The organism is Peterkaempfera podocarpi, assembly GCF_042466665.1.
Classification (GTDB): Bacteria; Actinomycetota; Actinomycetes; order Streptomycetales; family Streptomycetaceae; genus Peterkaempfera; species Peterkaempfera podocarpi.
Genome location: NZ_CP162102.1, coordinates 799,914 through 816,234, shown reverse-complemented (window position 1 = coordinate 816,234; position 16,321 = coordinate 799,914). Strand labels below are relative to the sequence as shown.

At 69.9% G+C, this 16,321-nt stretch carries 16 protein-coding genes; 10 read left to right on the top strand and 6 right to left on the bottom strand.

The window, feature by feature from the left end:
- Positions 1–62 precede the first annotated feature (62 nt).
- Positions 63–1,592, top strand: coding sequence for an AMP-binding protein (locus AB0761_RS03785; protein WP_377267465.1), 1,530 nt, complete (start codon positions 63–65; stop codon positions 1,590–1,592).
- A gap of 65 nt (positions 1,593–1,657) precedes the next feature.
- Here AB0761_RS03785 and AB0761_RS03780 read toward each other — a convergent pair whose 3' ends face one another.
- The 3 genes from AB0761_RS03780 to AB0761_RS03770 all read right to left on the bottom strand — a co-directional run bounded on the left by AB0761_RS03780 (position 1,658) and on the right by AB0761_RS03770 (position 4,678).
- Positions 1,658–2,200, bottom strand: a complete 543-nt coding sequence (locus tag AB0761_RS03780; RefSeq protein WP_377267464.1) for a LysR family transcriptional regulator substrate-binding protein — start codon at positions 2,198–2,200, stop codon at positions 1,658–1,660.
- Between the two features lie 37 nt (positions 2,201–2,237).
- Positions 2,238–3,425: a TetR/AcrR family transcriptional regulator gene (locus tag AB0761_RS03775; RefSeq protein ID WP_377267463.1), complete on the bottom strand. Its 1,188-nt coding sequence runs from the start codon at positions 3,423–3,425 to the stop codon at positions 2,238–2,240.
- 65 nt (positions 3,426–3,490) lie between these two features.
- A complete protein-coding gene (locus AB0761_RS03770) occupies positions 3,491–4,678 on the bottom strand; it encodes a TetR/AcrR family transcriptional regulator (RefSeq protein WP_377267462.1) in 1,188 nt (395 codons plus the stop codon).
- A 386-nt stretch (positions 4,679–5,064) separates the two neighbouring features.
- On the opposite strand from AB0761_RS03770, the gene AB0761_RS03765 reads away from it, so the two are divergent.
- The 7 genes from AB0761_RS03765 to AB0761_RS03735 all read left to right on the top strand — a co-directional run bounded on the left by AB0761_RS03765 (position 5,065) and on the right by AB0761_RS03735 (position 11,330).
- A complete protein-coding gene (locus AB0761_RS03765) occupies positions 5,065–6,258 on the top strand; it encodes a lipid-transfer protein (RefSeq protein ID WP_377267461.1) in 1,194 nt (397 codons plus the stop codon).
- Between the two features lie 2 nt (positions 6,259–6,260).
- Positions 6,261–6,716 (top strand): MaoC family dehydratase N-terminal domain-containing protein, encoded by a 456-nt coding sequence (locus tag AB0761_RS03760; protein WP_377267460.1) that lies wholly within the window; start codon positions 6,261–6,263, stop codon positions 6,714–6,716.
- Entirely contained in the window at positions 6,716–7,087 is a 372-nt protein-coding gene (locus tag AB0761_RS03755) for a MaoC/PaaZ C-terminal domain-containing protein (protein WP_377267459.1), read from the top strand. The genes AB0761_RS03760 and AB0761_RS03755 overlap by 1 nt, the downstream gene beginning before the upstream one ends.
- A complete protein-coding gene (locus AB0761_RS03750) occupies positions 7,084–7,911 on the top strand; it encodes an SDR family NAD(P)-dependent oxidoreductase (RefSeq protein ID WP_377267458.1) in 828 nt (275 codons plus the stop codon). The genes AB0761_RS03755 and AB0761_RS03750 overlap by 4 nt, the downstream gene beginning before the upstream one ends.
- 388 nt (positions 7,912–8,299) lie before the next feature.
- On the top strand, positions 8,300–9,844 hold the full coding sequence (locus AB0761_RS03745) for a long-chain fatty acid--CoA ligase (protein ID WP_377267457.1): 1,545 nt from the start codon (positions 8,300–8,302) through the stop codon (positions 9,842–9,844).
- 75 nt (positions 9,845–9,919) lie between these two features.
- Positions 9,920–10,834, top strand: a complete 915-nt coding sequence (locus tag AB0761_RS03740) for an SDR family oxidoreductase (RefSeq protein WP_377267456.1) — start codon at positions 9,920–9,922, stop codon at positions 10,832–10,834.
- A 25-nt stretch (positions 10,835–10,859) separates the two neighbouring features.
- The gene (locus tag AB0761_RS03735) at positions 10,860–11,330 is read left to right on the top strand and encodes a PaaI family thioesterase (RefSeq protein ID WP_377267454.1); all 471 of its coding nucleotides are present in this window, start codon (positions 10,860–10,862) and stop codon (positions 11,328–11,330) included.
- Between the two features lie 71 nt (positions 11,331–11,401).
- Here AB0761_RS03735 and AB0761_RS03730 read toward each other — a convergent pair whose 3' ends face one another.
- A complete protein-coding gene (locus tag AB0761_RS03730; RefSeq protein WP_377267453.1) occupies positions 11,402–12,559 on the bottom strand; it encodes an acyl-CoA dehydrogenase family protein in 1,158 nt (385 codons plus the stop codon).
- 110 nt (positions 12,560–12,669) lie between these two features.
- A complete protein-coding gene (locus tag AB0761_RS03725; protein WP_377267452.1) occupies positions 12,670–13,446 on the bottom strand; it encodes an enoyl-CoA hydratase/isomerase family protein in 777 nt (258 codons plus the stop codon).
- A gap of 296 nt (positions 13,447–13,742) precedes the next feature.
- On the opposite strand from AB0761_RS03725, the gene AB0761_RS03720 reads away from it, so the two are divergent.
- Both AB0761_RS03720 and AB0761_RS03715 read left to right on the top strand, forming a co-directional pair.
- Positions 13,743–14,900 (top strand): acyl-CoA dehydrogenase family protein, encoded by a 1,158-nt coding sequence (locus tag AB0761_RS03720; protein ID WP_377267451.1) that lies wholly within the window; start codon positions 13,743–13,745, stop codon positions 14,898–14,900.
- A 46-nt stretch (positions 14,901–14,946) separates the two neighbouring features.
- Positions 14,947–15,792, top strand: coding sequence for an enoyl-CoA hydratase (locus AB0761_RS03715; RefSeq protein ID WP_377267450.1), 846 nt, complete (start codon positions 14,947–14,949; stop codon positions 15,790–15,792).
- A gap of 67 nt (positions 15,793–15,859) precedes the next feature.
- Here the strand turns inward: AB0761_RS03715 and AB0761_RS03710 are convergent, their stop codons facing one another.
- On the bottom strand, positions 15,860–16,306 hold the full coding sequence (locus AB0761_RS03710; RefSeq protein ID WP_377267449.1) for a Zn-ribbon domain-containing OB-fold protein: 447 nt from the start codon (positions 16,304–16,306) through the stop codon (positions 15,860–15,862).
- Positions 16,307–16,321 lie beyond the last annotated feature (15 nt).

Sequence of the window (16,321 nt, the reverse complement as noted above, 5' to 3'; positions counted from 1 at the left end):
CGTCCGACGCCGCCTTGTGCTCTGCCAGTCAACCCAGACACGACAGAGAAGGGGATCGGTGGATGGAGATCAAGGGTTTCTGGGCGGAGGCAGCGGCGGCCCCGGACCAGCCGGCGGTGATCGACGAGGCGGGGTCCGTCACCACCTTCGGTGAGCTGGGAAACCGGGTCGACAGACTCTCCCGGGGGATGCGCGCCCGCGGGATCGGTGTGGGCGACACGGTCGCCGTACTGCTGCCCAACGGCGTCGACCTGCTGGCGCTGCAGTTCGCGGCGCTGCAGATCGGCGCCTACTTCACGCCGGTCAACCGGCACCTCACCGGTGGCGAGACCGCCTACATCCTCGGCGACAGCGAGGCCCGGCTCTTCGTCGCCGACGCGCACTACGCCCAGGCGGCCCGGGAAGCGGTCACCACGGTGGGACTCCCCGCCGATGCCCGCCTGAGCTGCGGGCCGATCGACGGTTTCGGCGACCTGGCCGCCCTGGAGGCCGGTCCGGCAGTGCCCGTCGAGGACCGGACCGCCGGCTCGATGCTCCTCTACAGCTCCGGGACCACCGGTCGCCCCAAGGGCATCCGCAAGCCGCTGAGCGGCCTCTGCCCGGAGGAGGACTGGCAGCCGGCCGTGGCGGGCATGGCGGCCATGTTCGGCCTGACGCCGCGGGCCGGGGTGGTGCTCACCGCAGGGCCGCTGTACCACGCTGCCCCCAACCAGTTCACCACCGTGGGCCTGCACCTCGGCCACCCGGTGGTGTTGTGCCGGAAGTTCGACGCCGCCCAGTCCCTGGCGCTGATCGAGCGGCACAAGGTGTCCTGGGGTTTCATGGTCCCCACCATGTTCCAGCGGATGCTTGCCCTGCCGGGGCAGCAGCGCGACGCGTACGACCTGTCCTCGCTCCGGGCGGTCGCCCATGCCGGTGCTCCCTGCTCCGCGGCGACCAAGCAGGCGATGCACGACTGGATGGGGCCGGTGGTCTTCGAGTTCTACGGCGCCAGTGAGAGCGGTACCGCCACCCTGGCCCGTCCCGAGGACTGGCTCGAACACCCCGGCACCGTCGGCCGGGCGGTTCCCGGTATGGACGTCAGGATCCGGGACGACGACGGCACCGAGCTGCCGCCCGGCGAACCGGGCCTGATTCACATCAGCGGCGGTCCGCGCTTCGACTACCACGGCGACCCCAGGAAGACCGTGGCCAGCTGGCGGGGCGACTACTTCATCCCGGGCGACATCGGCTACCTCGACAAGGACGGCTGGCTCTACCTCTGCGACCGCCGCACCGACATGATCGTCTCCGGCGGCGTCAACATCTACCCTGCAGAGGTCGAGGGCGAGCTGCTCCAGCACCCGGCCGTTGCCGACGCGGTCGTCATCGGTGTCCCCGACGAGGAGTGGGGCCAGCGGGTCGTCGCCCTGGTCGCCCTGGAACCGGGCACCACTCCGACCCAGGAGGAACTGGTCACCCACTGCCGCAGTCGGCTGGCCGGCTACAAGTGCCCGCGCCAGGTGGTCTTCCGGGACAGGCTGCCGCGCAACCAGGCCGGAAAGATCAATCGGATCCGGGTCAGGGACGCCTACCTGGCGTCGCTCGGCTGAGCAGCCTCCTGCCGCACCGGCCGGACCTCGTCAACGGGAGCCGCCTGCCGGCCCCCCGACCAGCTTCAGCAGGGGCCGGGCCGGTGAGGTGAGCGGGTCCGCCGGCGGATCAGCTGGACCCGGCGGCGCAGCGGGGGCACCGTGGTACGGACGGCACAACCCCCGTGCTGCGCCGCCCGGGCCAGGGCTCGGGGCAGGAAGGCTGAGCCTGCCCCCGCCTCGGCCAGGGCGATCAGCGCACCGCGGTGGAAGCACTCGACCACGATCCGCGGTGCCGCGCCGACGTCTGCGAAGGCCTGCTCCACCACGATGCGGCTCGAACCGTTGGCCGGAGGTGCGACCAGCGACAGACGGGCCAGGCCGGCGAGCGGCACGGGATCGGGAAGCTCGTCGTAGCCGGTCGCCGCCGGGACCAACAGCAGGTCCTGATCGGACAGGGCGGCGGAGCGCAGACCCCGTCCTGGCGGCGCGGCAGTCAGCCCGAGTTCGCAGCGCCCGCTGCGGACGGCTTCTTCCACGCCGTCGATCCCTCCGGCATCGGTGATGTGGAAGGTGCAGCCCGGGTGGCGGCGGTGCAGTCGGCCGACGAGTGTGGGCAGCGGGCCCATGGCGAGGGCGCCGACCCGTGCCGCGGGGGAACCGCTGTCAGGGCAGCCGGGGAAGCTGCAGGACCGACAGTCCGAGTTCGACCAGGGCCGCGGCAGCGTCGGCGCGGTGCTCCAACAGCGGGAGCCTGGGCAGCAGGTTGAACATGACGAGTACGGCTTGGACCATGACCCGGGCCTCGGCCTGGCTTAGATCCGGCCGGCACGTGGTGAGCAGCGCGACCCACTCGGCCACGTAGTCCACCTGGGACCGGTGGAGCGCCTCCTGGTCCGCGGCGGGCAGATGGGGCAGCTCGCTCACCAGCAGCAGCGCCCCCGTGCCGTGCTCGATCAGCGACGACTCGGCGTAGGTGTGCATCAACCGCAGCAGGCCCTCCTGCGCCGTCGAGCTCCGCGCAAGGTCCCGGGTCAGCGTGGCCCACTTCGCCTCCGACGCACGGCGGAGCGCCGCGGCGAGCAGATCGCCCTTGCCCGGGAACTGCTGGTACACCGTGAGCCTGGAAATGCCGAGCGCCGCACCGACGTCCTCCATGCTGACCGCCTGGTAGCCGCGCTCCGCGAACAGTGGGAGAGCCGCGGCCAGCAGTGCCTCCCGACGGGAGACCGGGCGCAACCCCGGTTTCGCCTGCTCTGGCCTGGTCGCACCCGGTGCAGCCGGGGGGAGCTCCGTCCGACCCACCGCCTCGGCCAGCCGCCGGAGCAGGACGTCGAAGCGCGGCCGGGGGAGCTCGGTGCCGTGGTAGGAGGCACTGGCGAGCACTGCGAGCACCGCCCAACTCACCAACGGGATGTCGGCGGGGTCCAGGTCGGGGCGCGATGCCCGGAGCGCCTCACCCAGAACGGCGGAGACCCGCGCGTGGCGTTGCTGCACCTCGCCCTGGTGGTCGGGGGAGACATGACGGGTCTCCCGGTCCCAGACCACGGCATAGGACCGGTGGTCGAGTGAGAAGGAGGCGACGGCCGTGAGCAACTCCTCCAGGCCGTCGGCCTCCGCCATCGCCGACAGCAGCCGGTCGGTGCTGTCGAGCAGCGCCACGCCCAGCAGTTCCTGCTTGCCGCGGAAGTGGCGGTACAGGCCACCTGCGGTGATCCCCACGGCCGACGCGATGTCCTCCATACCGGTGGCCTGGTAGCCGGACTGCTGGAAGCAGTCCATGGCCGCGGCGAGGATCTGCGCCTTGCGGTCGCGGGGACGGCGCCTGATCGGCTGGGAACTCGTGGTGGTCACGCCCAACATCCTAGGTCGGCGCCCAGGCATCACGGTGCCGGGGCAGCAGGGTGCGCCGCGCCTGCTCAGGGGCGGCGGTCGATGCCCAGCACGGCCAGGCCCAGGATGACCAGAGCCCCCGCCGGGTCGGCGTGGGTCATCAGCGCCGACTGCCGGGAGACGGTGTTGACCAGGGTGAAGACCGCCTGGACGGTGATCCGGGTCTCGGCCTCGCCCAGTTCCGGGCGGCAGGAGCGCAGCAGGGCTGTCCATTCGCCGACGTACTCGGCCTGGCTGCGGCGGAGGGCTTGCTGCTGCTCCGCGGGAAGATGGAGCATCTCACTCACCAGCAGACCGGTGAGCCCCCGGTCGGGGATCGCGGAGTCGGCGTAGGCGTGCAGCAGCTGGGTCAGCGCCTCGGCTGGGGTGGTGCTTCGGCTGAAGACCCTGACCAGAGTGTTCCAGGCGGCCTCGGTCTCGCGGTGCAGCGCGGCAGTGAGCAGCTCTGCCTTGGTGGTGAAGTGGTTGTAGACGGTCGGCCGGGAGATGCCGGCGGCCGTTCCGATGTCCTCCATGCTGACCGCCTGGTAGCCGCGGGCGGTGAACAGCGGTACTGCGGCCGCGAGCAGCGCCTCGCGTCGGGAGGCGGGGACGAGTCCGGGGCCGGGCCGGTCACGGGGCTCCGCCTGCAGGGCTGGGGCGGGGAAGACGGGCAGCCGGAGTACGGCGGCGGCCAGCTCCCGGAGCAGCTCCTCGAATCGGGGCCGGGGAAGCTGGGTTCCGTGGTACGAGGGGCTGGCCAGGACGGCCAGTACAGCCCATGCGAGCAACTGCGTGTCCTGGGTGGGCAGTTCCGGCCGGGCACGCCGGATCACAGCGCAGATGTCCGCGGCGGTGGCCTCGTGCTGTTGTTGCACCTCCTGGCGGTGTTGCTCGGAGAGGTTTCGCAGCTCCCGTTCCCACAGGATGGTGTGGGTGCGGCCATCGAGGACGAATGATGCCGTGGTGCGGAGAAGTTGGTCGAGACCGTCGGCTTGGCGGATCGCCGCGAGGAAGGGGTCGAGGCCGCTCAGCAGGGCCTGGCCCAGCAGCTCCTGCTTGCCGTCGAAGTGTCGGTACAGTGCGCCGGCGGTGATCCCCACGGCGGCGGCGATCTGCTCCATGCTCGTGGCGTGATACCCGGTGCGGCGGAAACACTCGGCCGCGGTGCGGAGGATCTGCGCCTTGCGGTCACGCGGGCGCCGGCCCGCCCGGGCGGTGCGTGCTTTGGTCATGTCCGGGGTCTACAGCCCTTCCGTGGGTGTCCCTGCCTGCTTGTGGACGGTACGGCGGTGCGGGGCAGATGGTGTGCCGGAAAGCCTCGTGATCCTCGTTGTAGACACTGCGACGCGTCGATCACCCCTTTTCTCTCCTGGTTCCGCGCGTCTGCGGGCGCCGAGACTCCTGCGCACGGACCGGCAAAGCTGACATGTAAACCATACGTCTCGATCACGGGCAAGAAAACTCTTGACTTAGCTGGCCATGGTGTAGAAAGTAAATGCACTGTCTGGCTTCGAGCGGTCGGTAGCTGAGGCTTCCCAAGGTGACCCGCGCCCGCAATGCGCGGGGCCCCGGCCCGGACCCGCTGTCCAGAGAAGAACCGACGAGCTTGGAGGAAGCGTTGAGCGGCAACGTTCACGTGGTCGGGGTCGGCATGATCCCGTTCACGAAGCCGGGCCGGAGTGACTCGTACGACGTCATGGGCGAGAAGGCGGCCCGCGCCGCCCTCGCCGACGCCGGTATCGCCTACGAGCTGGTACAGCAGGCGTACGTCGGCTACGTCTACGGCGACTCGACCTGCGGCCAGGCGGCGATCTACGGCCTGGGTACCACCGGCATCCCAGTGGTCAACGTCAACAACAACTGCTCCACCGGCTCCACCGCGCTGTGGCTGGCCCGCCAGGCGGTGGCCTCCGGCGCCGTCGACTGCGTGATCGCGGTGGGCTTCGAGCAGATGCAGCCCGGCGCGCTCAAGGGTCACTGGGACGACCGCCCGGCGGCGATGACCCGCGGCGTCAAGAAGATGACCGAACTCCAGGGCTGGCAGGACAACGCCCCGATGGCGGCGCAGCTGTTCGGCGGCGCCGGCCAGGCCTACATGGACAAGTACGGCGTCACCAACGAGCTGTTCGCGCAGATCGCGGTCAAGTCCCGCACCCACGCCGCGAACAATCCCTATGCGGTCTTCCGCGATCCGATCACGGTCGAGGAGGTGCTGGCCTCTCCGCAGGTGTACGGCCCGCTGAACCGTCTGATGTGCTGCCCGCCCACCTGCGGTGCGGCCGCCGCGGTCATCGCCAGCGAGGACTTCGCCCGCCGCCACGGCCTGCGTATCGACGTGCGGATCGCCGCCCAGGCGCTGACCACGGACTTCCCCACCGCCTTCGACGAGAACGCGGACATGATGCAGGTCATCGGCTACGACATGGCCAAGAACGCGGCCGCCCAGGTCTACGAGGCCGCCGGTGTCGGCCCGGACGAGATCAAGGTCGTCGAGCTGCATGACTGCTTCACCAGCAACGAGCTCATCACTTACGAGTCGCTCGGCCTGACCCCCGAGGGCACCGCCGAGAAGTTCGTCCTGAACGGCGACAACACCTACGGCGGCCGGGTCGTGGTCAACCCCTCGGGCGGGCTGATGTCCAAGGGTCACCCGCTGGGCGCGACCGGCCTGGCGCAGTGCACCGAGCTGGTCTGGCAGCTGCGCGGCCAGGCAGACGCCCGCCAGGTCGAGGGGGAGCTGCGGCACGCCCTCCAGCACAACCTGGGCCTCGGCGGGGCCTGCGTCGTGACCATGTACGAGAAGGTGAACTGACCATGGCCCTGGACACCTCGTTCATCGGCAAGCAGCTGCCGGCGCACAACGCCGACGTAGAGCGCGGACAACTGCGGTTCTTCGCCAAGGCGATCGGTGAGACCGATCCGGTCTACTGCGACCTGGAGGCCGCGAAGGCCGCCGGACACCGCGACCTGCCGGTCCCGCCCACCTTCCTGTTCTGCCTGGACATGGAGAAGCCGGACCCGTTCGCACTGATCCGCGACCTCGACATCGATATCCGCTACGTGCTCCACGGCGAGCAGGGCTTCACTTACCACGCCATGGCGTACGCGGGCGACACCCTCACCTTCACCAGCACGATCGAGGACATCTACAGCAAGAAGGGCGGGGCGCTGGAGTTCCTCGTCCGGAGGACCGAGGTGTCCCGCGACGGCGAACTGATCGCCGAGCTGCACAACAGCCTGGTCGTGCGTAATCCGGAGGCGGGCAAGTGATGAAGCTGGAACTGCCCAAGATCTCCCGGACCACGCTGGCGCTGTACGCAGGTGCCTCGGGTGACCACAACCCGATGCACATCGACCTCGACGTCGCGAAGTCGGCAGGCATGGACGACGTGTTCGCGCACGGCATGCTCAACATGGCCTACCTGGGCCGGCTGCTGACCGCCAACTTCCCCCAGGAGAAGATCCGCTCCTTCACCGTGCGGTTCACCTCCATCACCCCGCTCCACGGCAAGCCCACCGCCGGCGCCACCGTCGCCAAGGTCGAGGACGGGCTGACCCACCTGGATCTGACCATGGCCCTGGAGGACGGCACCGTCACCCTCGCGGGCACCGCCGTCATCGAAGGAGAAATCGCCGCATGACCAGCACCAAGCTCGCCGGCAAGACCGCCGTCGTCTCCGGCTCCGGCCGCGGCATCGGCCGAGAGATCGCCCTGAAGTTCGCCGCCGAGGGCGCCAACGTCGTCGTCAACGACCTCGACCCGGCCCCCGCCGAGCAGACCGTCGCCGACATCAAGGCCGCCGGCGGCAACGCCGTCGCCGCGGCCGGCAGCGTCACCGAGGAAGGCTTCGCCGACCGGTTCGTGAACACCGCCATCGAGACGTTCGGCGGCCTGGACATCATCGTCAACAACGCCGGCTACACCTGGGACTCGGTCATCCAGAAGATGACCGACGAGCAGTGGGATGCGATCCTCGACGTTCATCTCAAGGCGCCGTTCCAGATCCTGCGCGCCGCCCAGCCGCACATCTCCCGCCTCGCCAAGGCCGAGGCCGCCAACGGCATCCGCGTCCACCGCAAGGTGGTCAACATCTCCTCCGGCGCCGGCACCAACGGCAACGTCGGCCAGTCCAACTACTCCTCCGCCAAGGCCGGCGTGATCGGCCTGACCAAGACCCTGGCCAAGGAGTGGGGCCGCTACAACGTCAACGTCAACGCGGTCGCCTACGGCCTGATCCGCACCCGCCTCACCCAGGCCCCCGCCGGCGGCGCCGCCACCATCGACATCCAGGGCCGCGAACTCCCCGTCGGCGTCAACCCCGACCTCCTCGCCCAGCTCGAGAAGGGCATCCCGCTGGGCCGCGCCGGTACGCCCGAGGAAGCAGCGGGCGCCGTCTTCACGCTCTGCATCCCCGAGTCCGACTACATCAGCGGCCAGGTGATCACCTGCGCCGGAGGCTGGTAACCGGCAACCCGGCAGCATGACAACCCGTCGGGGCCGGTTGGACAGGACCCGGCCCCGACAGGCCACGCGGGGAGCACCCTCACTGCACAGCAGGCTCCCCGCAACCCCTGCGGCCACCGTCGCGCACCGACGCGCGACGGTGGCCGCAGTCGTGTCCGTTGCCGCCCCTGGTGGATAAGCAAACGGTGATCACTGATCAATATCTTGATGAACTCTTGACGGCCAGCATCAAAGCGGAGAAAGTAAATCGAGAATATGACATTCGGCTCCGTTGGGGGGTCGCCTCCGGCCGCGCCCGGCCAGACCCCGGCACCGCCGGGCACCAGGTCATGACCCGCCACCCGCGCCACCGCGAGCCAGTCATCTGCTTCCCGCGAGGAGAGTCGCCGTGTACCTCACGCAGAGCCTGCACAGAGCCGTGCAGCAGACCCCCGACAGCGTCGCCACGATCTTCGGTGACCGGGTACGCACCTTCCGGGAGGTCGCGGACCGGGTGGCCCGTCTGGCGGGTGCGCTCCAGGGGCTGGGGGTGGCCGAGGGCGACCGGGTTGGCGTGCTTGCGCTCAACTCCGACCGGTTCCACGAGGCGCTCTACGCGACCTGGTGGATCGGAGGCGCGGTCAACCCGGTCAACATCCGGTGGAGCGCCAAGGAGATCGCGTACTCCCTCAAGGAGTCCGAGACCCGGGTGCTCTTCGTCGACGATGCCTTCGTGCCGCTGGTACCGCAGCTCCTCGCCGAGTGGGACGGGGTGACCACGCTCGTCCACTGCGGTGACCGGCCGATCCCGGCCGGCATGCTCTCCTACGAGCTGATCGCCGTATACGAGCCGGTCGAGGACCTGCGCCTGGGCGCCGAGCGGATGGCCGGCATCTTCTACACCGGCGGCACCACCGGCTACCCCAAGGGCGTGATGCTCAGCCACGCCAACATCCTGACCACCAGCTACGCGGGCCTGGCCACGGCCCAAGGTTCCCTGCCCAACGGCCGTACGCTGAACAGCGCCCCGATGTTCCACCTCGCAGGTCTCGCGGCCTGGAACCAGCAGAACGTCATGGCGGGCTCGCACGTCTTCCTGTCGGCCTTCGAGCCCGCCGCGGTACTGAAGGCCATCGCCGAGCACCGTCCGACCACGCTGCTGCTGGTGCCGGTGATGATCCAGATGCTGGTCGACCACCTGGCGATCGGCGAGTACGACCTCTCCAGCGTCCAGCGGATCATCTACGGGGCGTCGGCGATCTCCGAGGCCCTGCTGCAGCGGGCCATGAAGGCCTTCCCACAGGCCGGGTTCGCCCAGGGCTACGGCATGACCGAGCTGTCGCCGGTGGCCACCCAGCTCACCCCCGAGGACCACCGGGACCAGGCACTGCTCCGCTCGGCCGGTCGCGCGGCAGTCGGCATCGAGGTGCGGATCGTGGACCTGGAGGACAAGGAGGTCCCGCGCGGCACGGTCGGCGAGATCGTGGTGCGCAGCGCCGGCGTGATGCTGGGCTACTGGAAGAAGCCGGAGGAGACCGCCGAGGCGCTGCGCGGCGGCTGGATGCACACCGGCGACGCGGGCCGCATGGACGACAACGGCTATGTCTTCGTCGTCGACCGGATCAAGGACATGATCGTCACCGGCGCGGAGAACGTGTACTCCGCAGAGGTGGAGAACGCCCTGGCCCAGCACTCCGCGGTGGCCTCCTGCGCCGTGATCGGCGTACCGGATCCCGAGTGGGGCGAGCGCGTCCACGCGGTGGTGGTGCTCCAGCCGGGCGCCACGGCGACCGCGGGGGAGCTCCGGGGCCACTGCAAGAGCTTGATCGCCGGATACAAGTCCCCGCGGACCGTGGAGTTCGTCGAGGCCATGCCCCTCTCAGCGGCGGGCAAGATCCTCAAGCGCGAGCTGCGCCGGCCGTACTGGGAGAACGCCGAACGCGCCGTCAGCTGAATCTCATCCTGGCGGCGCCGATGATACCGGCGCCGCCGGGGCTTTCTCGGTTCCCGATGTGAAAGGTCGTCAGCAATGTCTGCCATCAACGAAGGCCGCGTTGTCGTCATCACCGGCGCCGGCCGCGGCGTCGGCCGCGAGTACGCCCTGGAGTTCGCCCGCACCGGAGCCAAGGTCGTCGTCAACGACCTCGGCAGCGCTCCCGACGGCAGCGGCGCCGCGACCGGCCCCGCCTTCGACGTCGTCGAGGAGATCCGCGCCCTGGGCGGCGAGGCGATCGCCAACACCGACGACGTCTCCGACTGGGACGGTGCCGGCCGGGTGATCCAGTCCGCGCTCGACACCTTCGGTGGCCTGGACGTGCTGGTCAACAACGCCGGCATCCTGCGTGACCGCACCCTGGCGAGCATGACCCTTGAGGACTTCGACGCGGTCGTCAAGGTCCACCTGCGTGGCACCTTCTGTCCCACCAAGCACGCCGTCAACCACTGGCGGGAGCGCGCCAAGGCGGGCCACCCGGTCGACGGCCGCCTGATCAACACCAGTTCCTCCAGCGGCCTCTTCGGCAATGTCGGCCAGGCCAACTACGGCGCGGCCAAGGCAGGCATCGCCAACTTCACTGTCGTCGCCGCGCTGGAGCTGGCCCGCTACGGCGTCACCTCCAATGCTGTCTGGCCGGGTGCCATGTCCCGGCTCACCGAGGGCCTGATCCCCGGCGGCGAGGAGGGCAGACGCCACCCGATGGATCCGTACTGGATCGCCCCGGTCGTCGCCTGGCTGGGCAGCCCCGCCTCCAGGGAGATCACCGGCCGCCTGATCGGCCTGCGCGGCAGCGAGATCACCATCGCCCAGGGCTGGGAGCACGGCCCCTCCGCGGTCAGCGGGACCCGCTGGGACGTCGACGAGCTCAGCGAGGTCGTTCCGGCCCTCGTCGCCAAGGCCCGACCCAACACCCCCATGGTCGTCGGCAAGGCCCCCGGCCAGGCCTGAGCCCGTCACCTAGAAGGAGTTCCGCATGGTTGTGGCCCATCCGGAGGCCGTACCCGGCGTGGCCCGGGTAAGAAGCGGCCTCGAGGTCCTCCAGGAGCACCTCGCCGCAGGCGGCGGCCCGCGGCAGCCGATCGAGAAGCTGCTGGGCATGCAGCTGCGCCGGGTGGAGCCCGGCAGTGCCACGGTGGAGCTGGCCCCGTCGTCGCACCACCTCAACGGGCAGGGCATCCTGCACGGCGGTATGTACGCCACCGTGCTCGACAGCGCCTGCGCGGCGGCCTGCTACACCACCGTCCCGGACGGTACCCGGATCGTCTCCACGGACCTGACGGTGAAGTTCCTGCGCTCGGCACGCCCGGAGAGCCGGAGGCTGGAGTGCACAGCCGAGGTGCTCAACCGCGGGCGGCGCAATGTGGTGCTGGAGGCCAGGATGACGGACGAGGCGGACAGGCTGCTGGCGTATGCGACCTGCACGATCATGATCGTGCAGGACTGAACGGCCGGTTCCCGCAGCGAAGGCGGGTCGGAGCGATAGCCCCGACCCGCCTTGCGGTTGTCCTGCAGCTGCTACAGGCCGAGGTCCTTGGAGATCACGGACTTCATGACCTCGCTGGTACCGCCGACGATCCGGGTCACCCGGATGTCGGCGTAGAGACGGGCGATCGGGTACTCGCGCATGTAGCCGTATCCGCCATGCAGCTGGAGGCACTTGTCGATGACCCGGCCCGCGGTCTCGGTGCAGACCAGCTTGGCCTTGGCGGCGTCGGCCGCGGTCAACTCGTCGGTCTCGCGCAGCTCCAGGCAGCGGTCGACCAGCGCTCGGGCAGCCGCCACCTCGGCGGCACACTCGGCCAGCACGAACTTGGTGTTCTGGAAGGAGGCCACCGGCTGCCCGAAGACCCTGCGGCTCCTCACGTACTCGAGGGCGTAGCGGATCGCCCAGTCCGCCTGGGCGCAGGCCTCGACGGCGATGCCGAGGCGCTCCTGGACCAGGTTGGCGCCGAGGTACTCGAAGGCCCAGCCCTCCTCGCCGAGCAGGTTCTCCACCGGCACGTGGACATCGGTGAACGACAACTCGGCCGTGTCGGAGGTCTTGAAGCCGATCTTGTCCAGCACGCGGCCGACCGCGAACCCCTCGCTGCCGGTGTCCACCACCAGCAGTGACAGGCCACCGCGCCGGTTCTCCGGGGTGGCCGGCGAGGTACGGCAGACCACCAGGACCAGGTCGGCCATGAAGCCGCCGCTGATGAAGGTCTTGGCGCCGTTGAGGATCCAGTGGCTGCCGTCCTCGGAGAGCCGGGCGTGGCTGCGGATGCCGGCCAGGTCGGAGCCGGTTCCCGGCTCGGTCATGGCGATCGCCGTCATGGTCTCGCCGGTGGCGCACCGCGGCAGCCAGCGCTGCTTCTGCTCCTCGGTGCCGTACCTGATGAAGTACGGCATGACGATGTTGCTGTGGACGTTGGAGCCGCCGAGCATGTAGCCCGGGCCGAAGGTCTCCTCGCCCACGACCGCCTGATACTTGAAGCCGCGCTGGCCGCTGCCGCCGTACTCCTCGGGCACCTCGATGCCGAGCACGCCCAGCTCGCCCAGCTTGCGGAAGAGGTCGCGCGGCGGGTGGCCGACGGCCTCCCACTCGGCGTAGACGGGTGCGACCTCCTTGGCGACGAAGCTGCGGATGGTCTCCCGGAAGGCCTCATGGTCCTCGGTGAACACCGTACGGCGCACGGTGGGTCCTTTCAGTCGTTGATCTTTGTGGATGAAGAAAGAACGGATGAGTCAGGCCTTGCCCGCCGTCTGGGCGAGAGCGCAGAGCCGACGCTTGAGCTGGGGTTGCTTCAGCCGGGCTGTTCGCTGCGCCGGTTGAGGAACCCGAGGATCCGCCGAGCCGGTCCGGGGCGGTCGAAGAGGACCCGCTGGTGGCTGCGCTCGGCGGCAAGCTGCTCTCCCAGCGTGGCTGCGGTGCCCTGAGCGAGCAGCTGACGGGTGGAGACAACGGCGGCCGGGTCCAGGGTGGCCAGCCGCTGCGCCAGTGCCTGGACGTGGCCGGGGAACTCCTCGTCCGCCACGCACTGCCAGATCAGCCCCCATTCCGCGGCCTGCTGGGCGCTGATCCGGTCGCCGAGCAGCGTCATTCCCAGCGCGCGGGCCTGTCCGGCGCGCCTGGCCAGAACCCAGGTCAGGCCCAGGTCCGGGGCGATCTCCAGGGCCGGGACATGCGGGACGCAGAAGTACGCCGAGCGGGCTGCAACAGTGACATCCGCGAGCAGCGCCACACCCACGCCCCCACCCACGCAGGGGCCGTTCACCGCAGCGAGCACCGGAACCGGGGCTTCGGCGATCGCCGTGCACAACGGGTTGACGCTGTCGGTCAGCGTCCGTGCGATCCGGCGGGCCAGATCGGGTCGGTCGGCACCCATGCCCGCCAGGTCGGCGCCGCCGCAGAACGCCCGGCCCTCGCCGGTGATCACCAGCACTCGCGTGTCCGGGTCGTGGCCGAGGACATCGATGGCGTCCCGGAGCCGGTTCATCAGCTCCCAGCTCAGCGCGTTGAGCCGCTCGGGGCGGTCCAGCGTGATCGTTGCAATGCCACTGTCCAGATGGGTGCGGAGCATGGTCGTGACGTCACCAATCCGCCGCCCCGGCGCCGTCTGCGCGGGCGGGCGTCGTCCTAGGGGAGCGGCCGTTCGGGACGGCGCAGAGAGAGCACCTCCGGAGCAGATGCCGGATCGGGTGCGGCCTGAACATACCTGCTTCCGGCGGTCGGAGGGAACCCGCTGAAGGCTTCGATCGTGAGTTACAGCTCATTGACATGAAGCTGCATCAATCCAACGATTGTCGCGACAGGTGACGGTCAATGCACTCGCATCGATAGTTATCGGCAATGGACTTGAAAGTGTAAGGAGCGCCCATGACCAGCCCAGTGCGACCGTGGATGACAGTGGAGCTGGCGGCGCTCGGCGAGCGGGCGGCCGCCTTCCTGACAGCCCAGGCGGCGGCGCACCGGCAGCGCTGGGTCGAGCAGAAGCACCTCGACCGCGACTTCTGGACTGCTGCGGGCGCCGCCGGACTGCTCTGCCGCAGCGTGCCCGCCGAGTACGGGGGCGGCGGAGGAACGCTGGCGGACGACCTGGTGGTACTCACCGCGCTGGTCGATGCGGGCATCGCGGTACCCACGGTCCAGGTGCAGTCCGTGATCGCTCCGCAGTTCCTGGTCGACCACGGTACGCAGGAGCAGAAGCACCGCTGGCTGCCTGAGATGGCAGCGGGGCGGGTCGTCGGCGCGCTGGCCATGACCGAGGCTCAGGCCGGGTCGGACGCCCGGGCCATGACCACCCGCGCGGTGCGTGAGGGCGGCACGTATGTCATCACCGGCACCAAGACCTTCATCACCAACGGCAGCATCGCCGACCTGGTGATCGTGGCGGCCTGCACCGACCCCGCGGCCGGCCGCCACGGCATCTCGCTGCTGCTGGTGGACACCCGTGACTGCGAGGGCTTCTCCGTCACCCGCGTCATCGACAAGGTGGGCCAGCACGAGGCCGACCTCGCGGAGCTGGCCTTCGACCGGGTACGCGTCCCCGCCGACTGCCTGCTCGGTGCGGAGGGCGGCGGCTGGGCGATGCTCGTGCGCCAGCTCACCAAGGAGCGGATCGTCATCGCGACGACCGCGACCGCAGCCGTCGAGCGGGCCGTCGTACTGACCACTCGCCATGTCAATGAGCGGCAGGCCTTCGGCCGCCCGCTCATCGACAACCAGCACGTCCGGATCGAGCTGGCCGAGTGCGCCACCGAGGCCGTCGTCGCCCGCGCCTTCCTCGACAGTTGCCTGGTCCGGCTCCTGAAGGGCTCCCTCGACGACGCCACCGTTGCCATGGCCAAGTGGTGGCTGAGCGACCTGGAGGGCCAGGTCCTCGACCGCTGCCTCCAGCTCTTCGGCGGCTACGGCTACACCACCGAGTACCCCATCGCCAGGCTCTGGGCCAACGCCCGTGCCCAGCGTATCTACGGCGGGGCCAACGAGATCATGAAAGAGACCGTCGGCCGATCCCTGACGGTCCGACGGTGACCGGAGCGCCGCCGCCCCCCGATCACACTCACGAAAGAGAGAACCGGTGACGAGCACCCCCAAGCGCATCCGCCGTGAGGACCCTTCCGCCGGAGTCTCACGGATCGTGCTGGCACGCCCTGAGAAGCGCAACGCCCAGGACCCCGAGATGCTCTACGAACTCGATGCCGCCCTGATGGCGGCCGTCTCCGACACCGACGTCAAGGTGATCATCCTTGCCGCGGACGGCCCCGACTTCTCCTCCGGCCACGACCTGGCCGCGGGCTTCTACGTGCCGTGCGCGCCCGTCGCAACCATGGAGGGCGGCTTCGACGCCCCCGGCATCGAGGGGCACTTCGCCTTCGAGCACGAGACCTACCTGGGCCTGTGCCGACGCTGGCGCAACCTGCCCAAGCCGACCATCGCCGAGGTGCAGGGCCGGGTGATCGCCGGCGGACTGATGCTGATCTGGCCACTGGATCTGATCGTCGCCGCCGACAACGCCACCTTCTCCGACCCGGTGAGCGCCTTCGGCGTCAACGGCATCGAGTACTTCGTCCACCCCTGGGAGGTCGGCGCCCGCAAGGCCAAGGAAATGCTCTTCACCGGCGAGCCGCTCACGGCGCGGGAGGCCCACTCCCTGGGGATGGTCAACCACGTCGTCCCCACCGAGGAACTCGCCGCGCGTACCCTGGAGTTGGCCAGGCGCATCGCCATCCGCCCCGCCCTGGGCCTGCGGCTGGCCAAGGAGAGCGTCAACACCGCCCTCGACGCCCAGGGCCAGCCCGCCGCGATCGACAACGCCTTCGCGCTGCACAACCTCGGCCACGCCAACAACCTGGCCCGCCATGGCCGGCTCATCGACCCCGAGGGCCCGGCGATCGTCCGGGCCCAGGCACGGTCCGGCAGTTGATCCACGGCCTGGTACGACGACGTCCCCCGGTCACCTTCCCGGTGCCGGGGGACGTGCGGTACGTCGGTCAGTTCATCGCGGGGTACAGCCTGGTCTCGGTCCTGCGCCGCCCGTACCGCCAGTCCGTGTCCTCCAGGCGGAAGACCGGGCGCGCACCGGCCCCCTCGCCGACCAGCCCGAAGCGCACCCGCGCCCCCACCGGCACGATCGCGGGCGTGCTACTGACCAGGCGGCTCTCCATGCTGAATCCCTCGTCGAGCTCGACGAGGACGGCGGTCAGCGGGGAGTGTCCCTTGCGTGGCGCCTGACGCGATCCCACCACCCGGCCCCGTCCTGTGCTGCGCTGCCAGGTGAGCTCCGTCGAACCGCAGACCGCACAGAGCAGCCGCGGGCGCAGCAGGGATGTGGAGCACCAGTCGCACCGCTGGAACCGCAGCTCCCCGAGGGCGAGGCCCTCGGAGTAGAACGTCCCCGGTTCGGTGTCGGCGGTGATGTCGAGTGAGCTGTCGTCCATCGTTCTTCCGTCTCC

Coding starts and splice junctions, on each gene's coding strand:
- AB0761_RS03785 (WP_377267465.1), top strand. CDS start 63: ATGGAGATCAAGGGTTTCTGGGCGGAGGCAGCGGCGGCCCCGGACCAG.
- AB0761_RS03780 (WP_377267464.1), bottom strand. CDS start 2,200: ATGGGCCCGCTGCCCACACTCGTCGGCCGACTGCACCGCCGCCACCCG.
- AB0761_RS03770 (WP_377267462.1), bottom strand. CDS start 4,678: ATGACCAAAGCACGCACCGCCCGGGCGGGCCGGCGCCCGCGTGACCGC.
- AB0761_RS03760 (WP_377267460.1), top strand. CDS start 6,261: ATGGCCCTGGACACCTCGTTCATCGGCAAGCAGCTGCCGGCGCACAAC.
- AB0761_RS03755 (WP_377267459.1), top strand. CDS start 6,716: ATGAAGCTGGAACTGCCCAAGATCTCCCGGACCACGCTGGCGCTGTAC.
- AB0761_RS03750 (WP_377267458.1), top strand. CDS start 7,084: ATGACCAGCACCAAGCTCGCCGGCAAGACCGCCGTCGTCTCCGGCTCC.
- AB0761_RS03740 (WP_377267456.1), top strand. CDS start 9,920: ATGTCTGCCATCAACGAAGGCCGCGTTGTCGTCATCACCGGCGCCGGC.
- AB0761_RS03735 (WP_377267454.1), top strand. CDS start 10,860: ATGGTTGTGGCCCATCCGGAGGCCGTACCCGGCGTGGCCCGGGTAAGA.
- AB0761_RS03725 (WP_377267452.1), bottom strand. CDS start 13,446: ATGCTCCGCACCCATCTGGACAGTGGCATTGCAACGATCACGCTGGAC.
- AB0761_RS03720 (WP_377267451.1), top strand. CDS start 13,743: ATGACCAGCCCAGTGCGACCGTGGATGACAGTGGAGCTGGCGGCGCTC.
- AB0761_RS03710 (WP_377267449.1), bottom strand. CDS start 16,306: ATGGACGACAGCTCACTCGACATCACCGCCGACACCGAACCGGGGACG.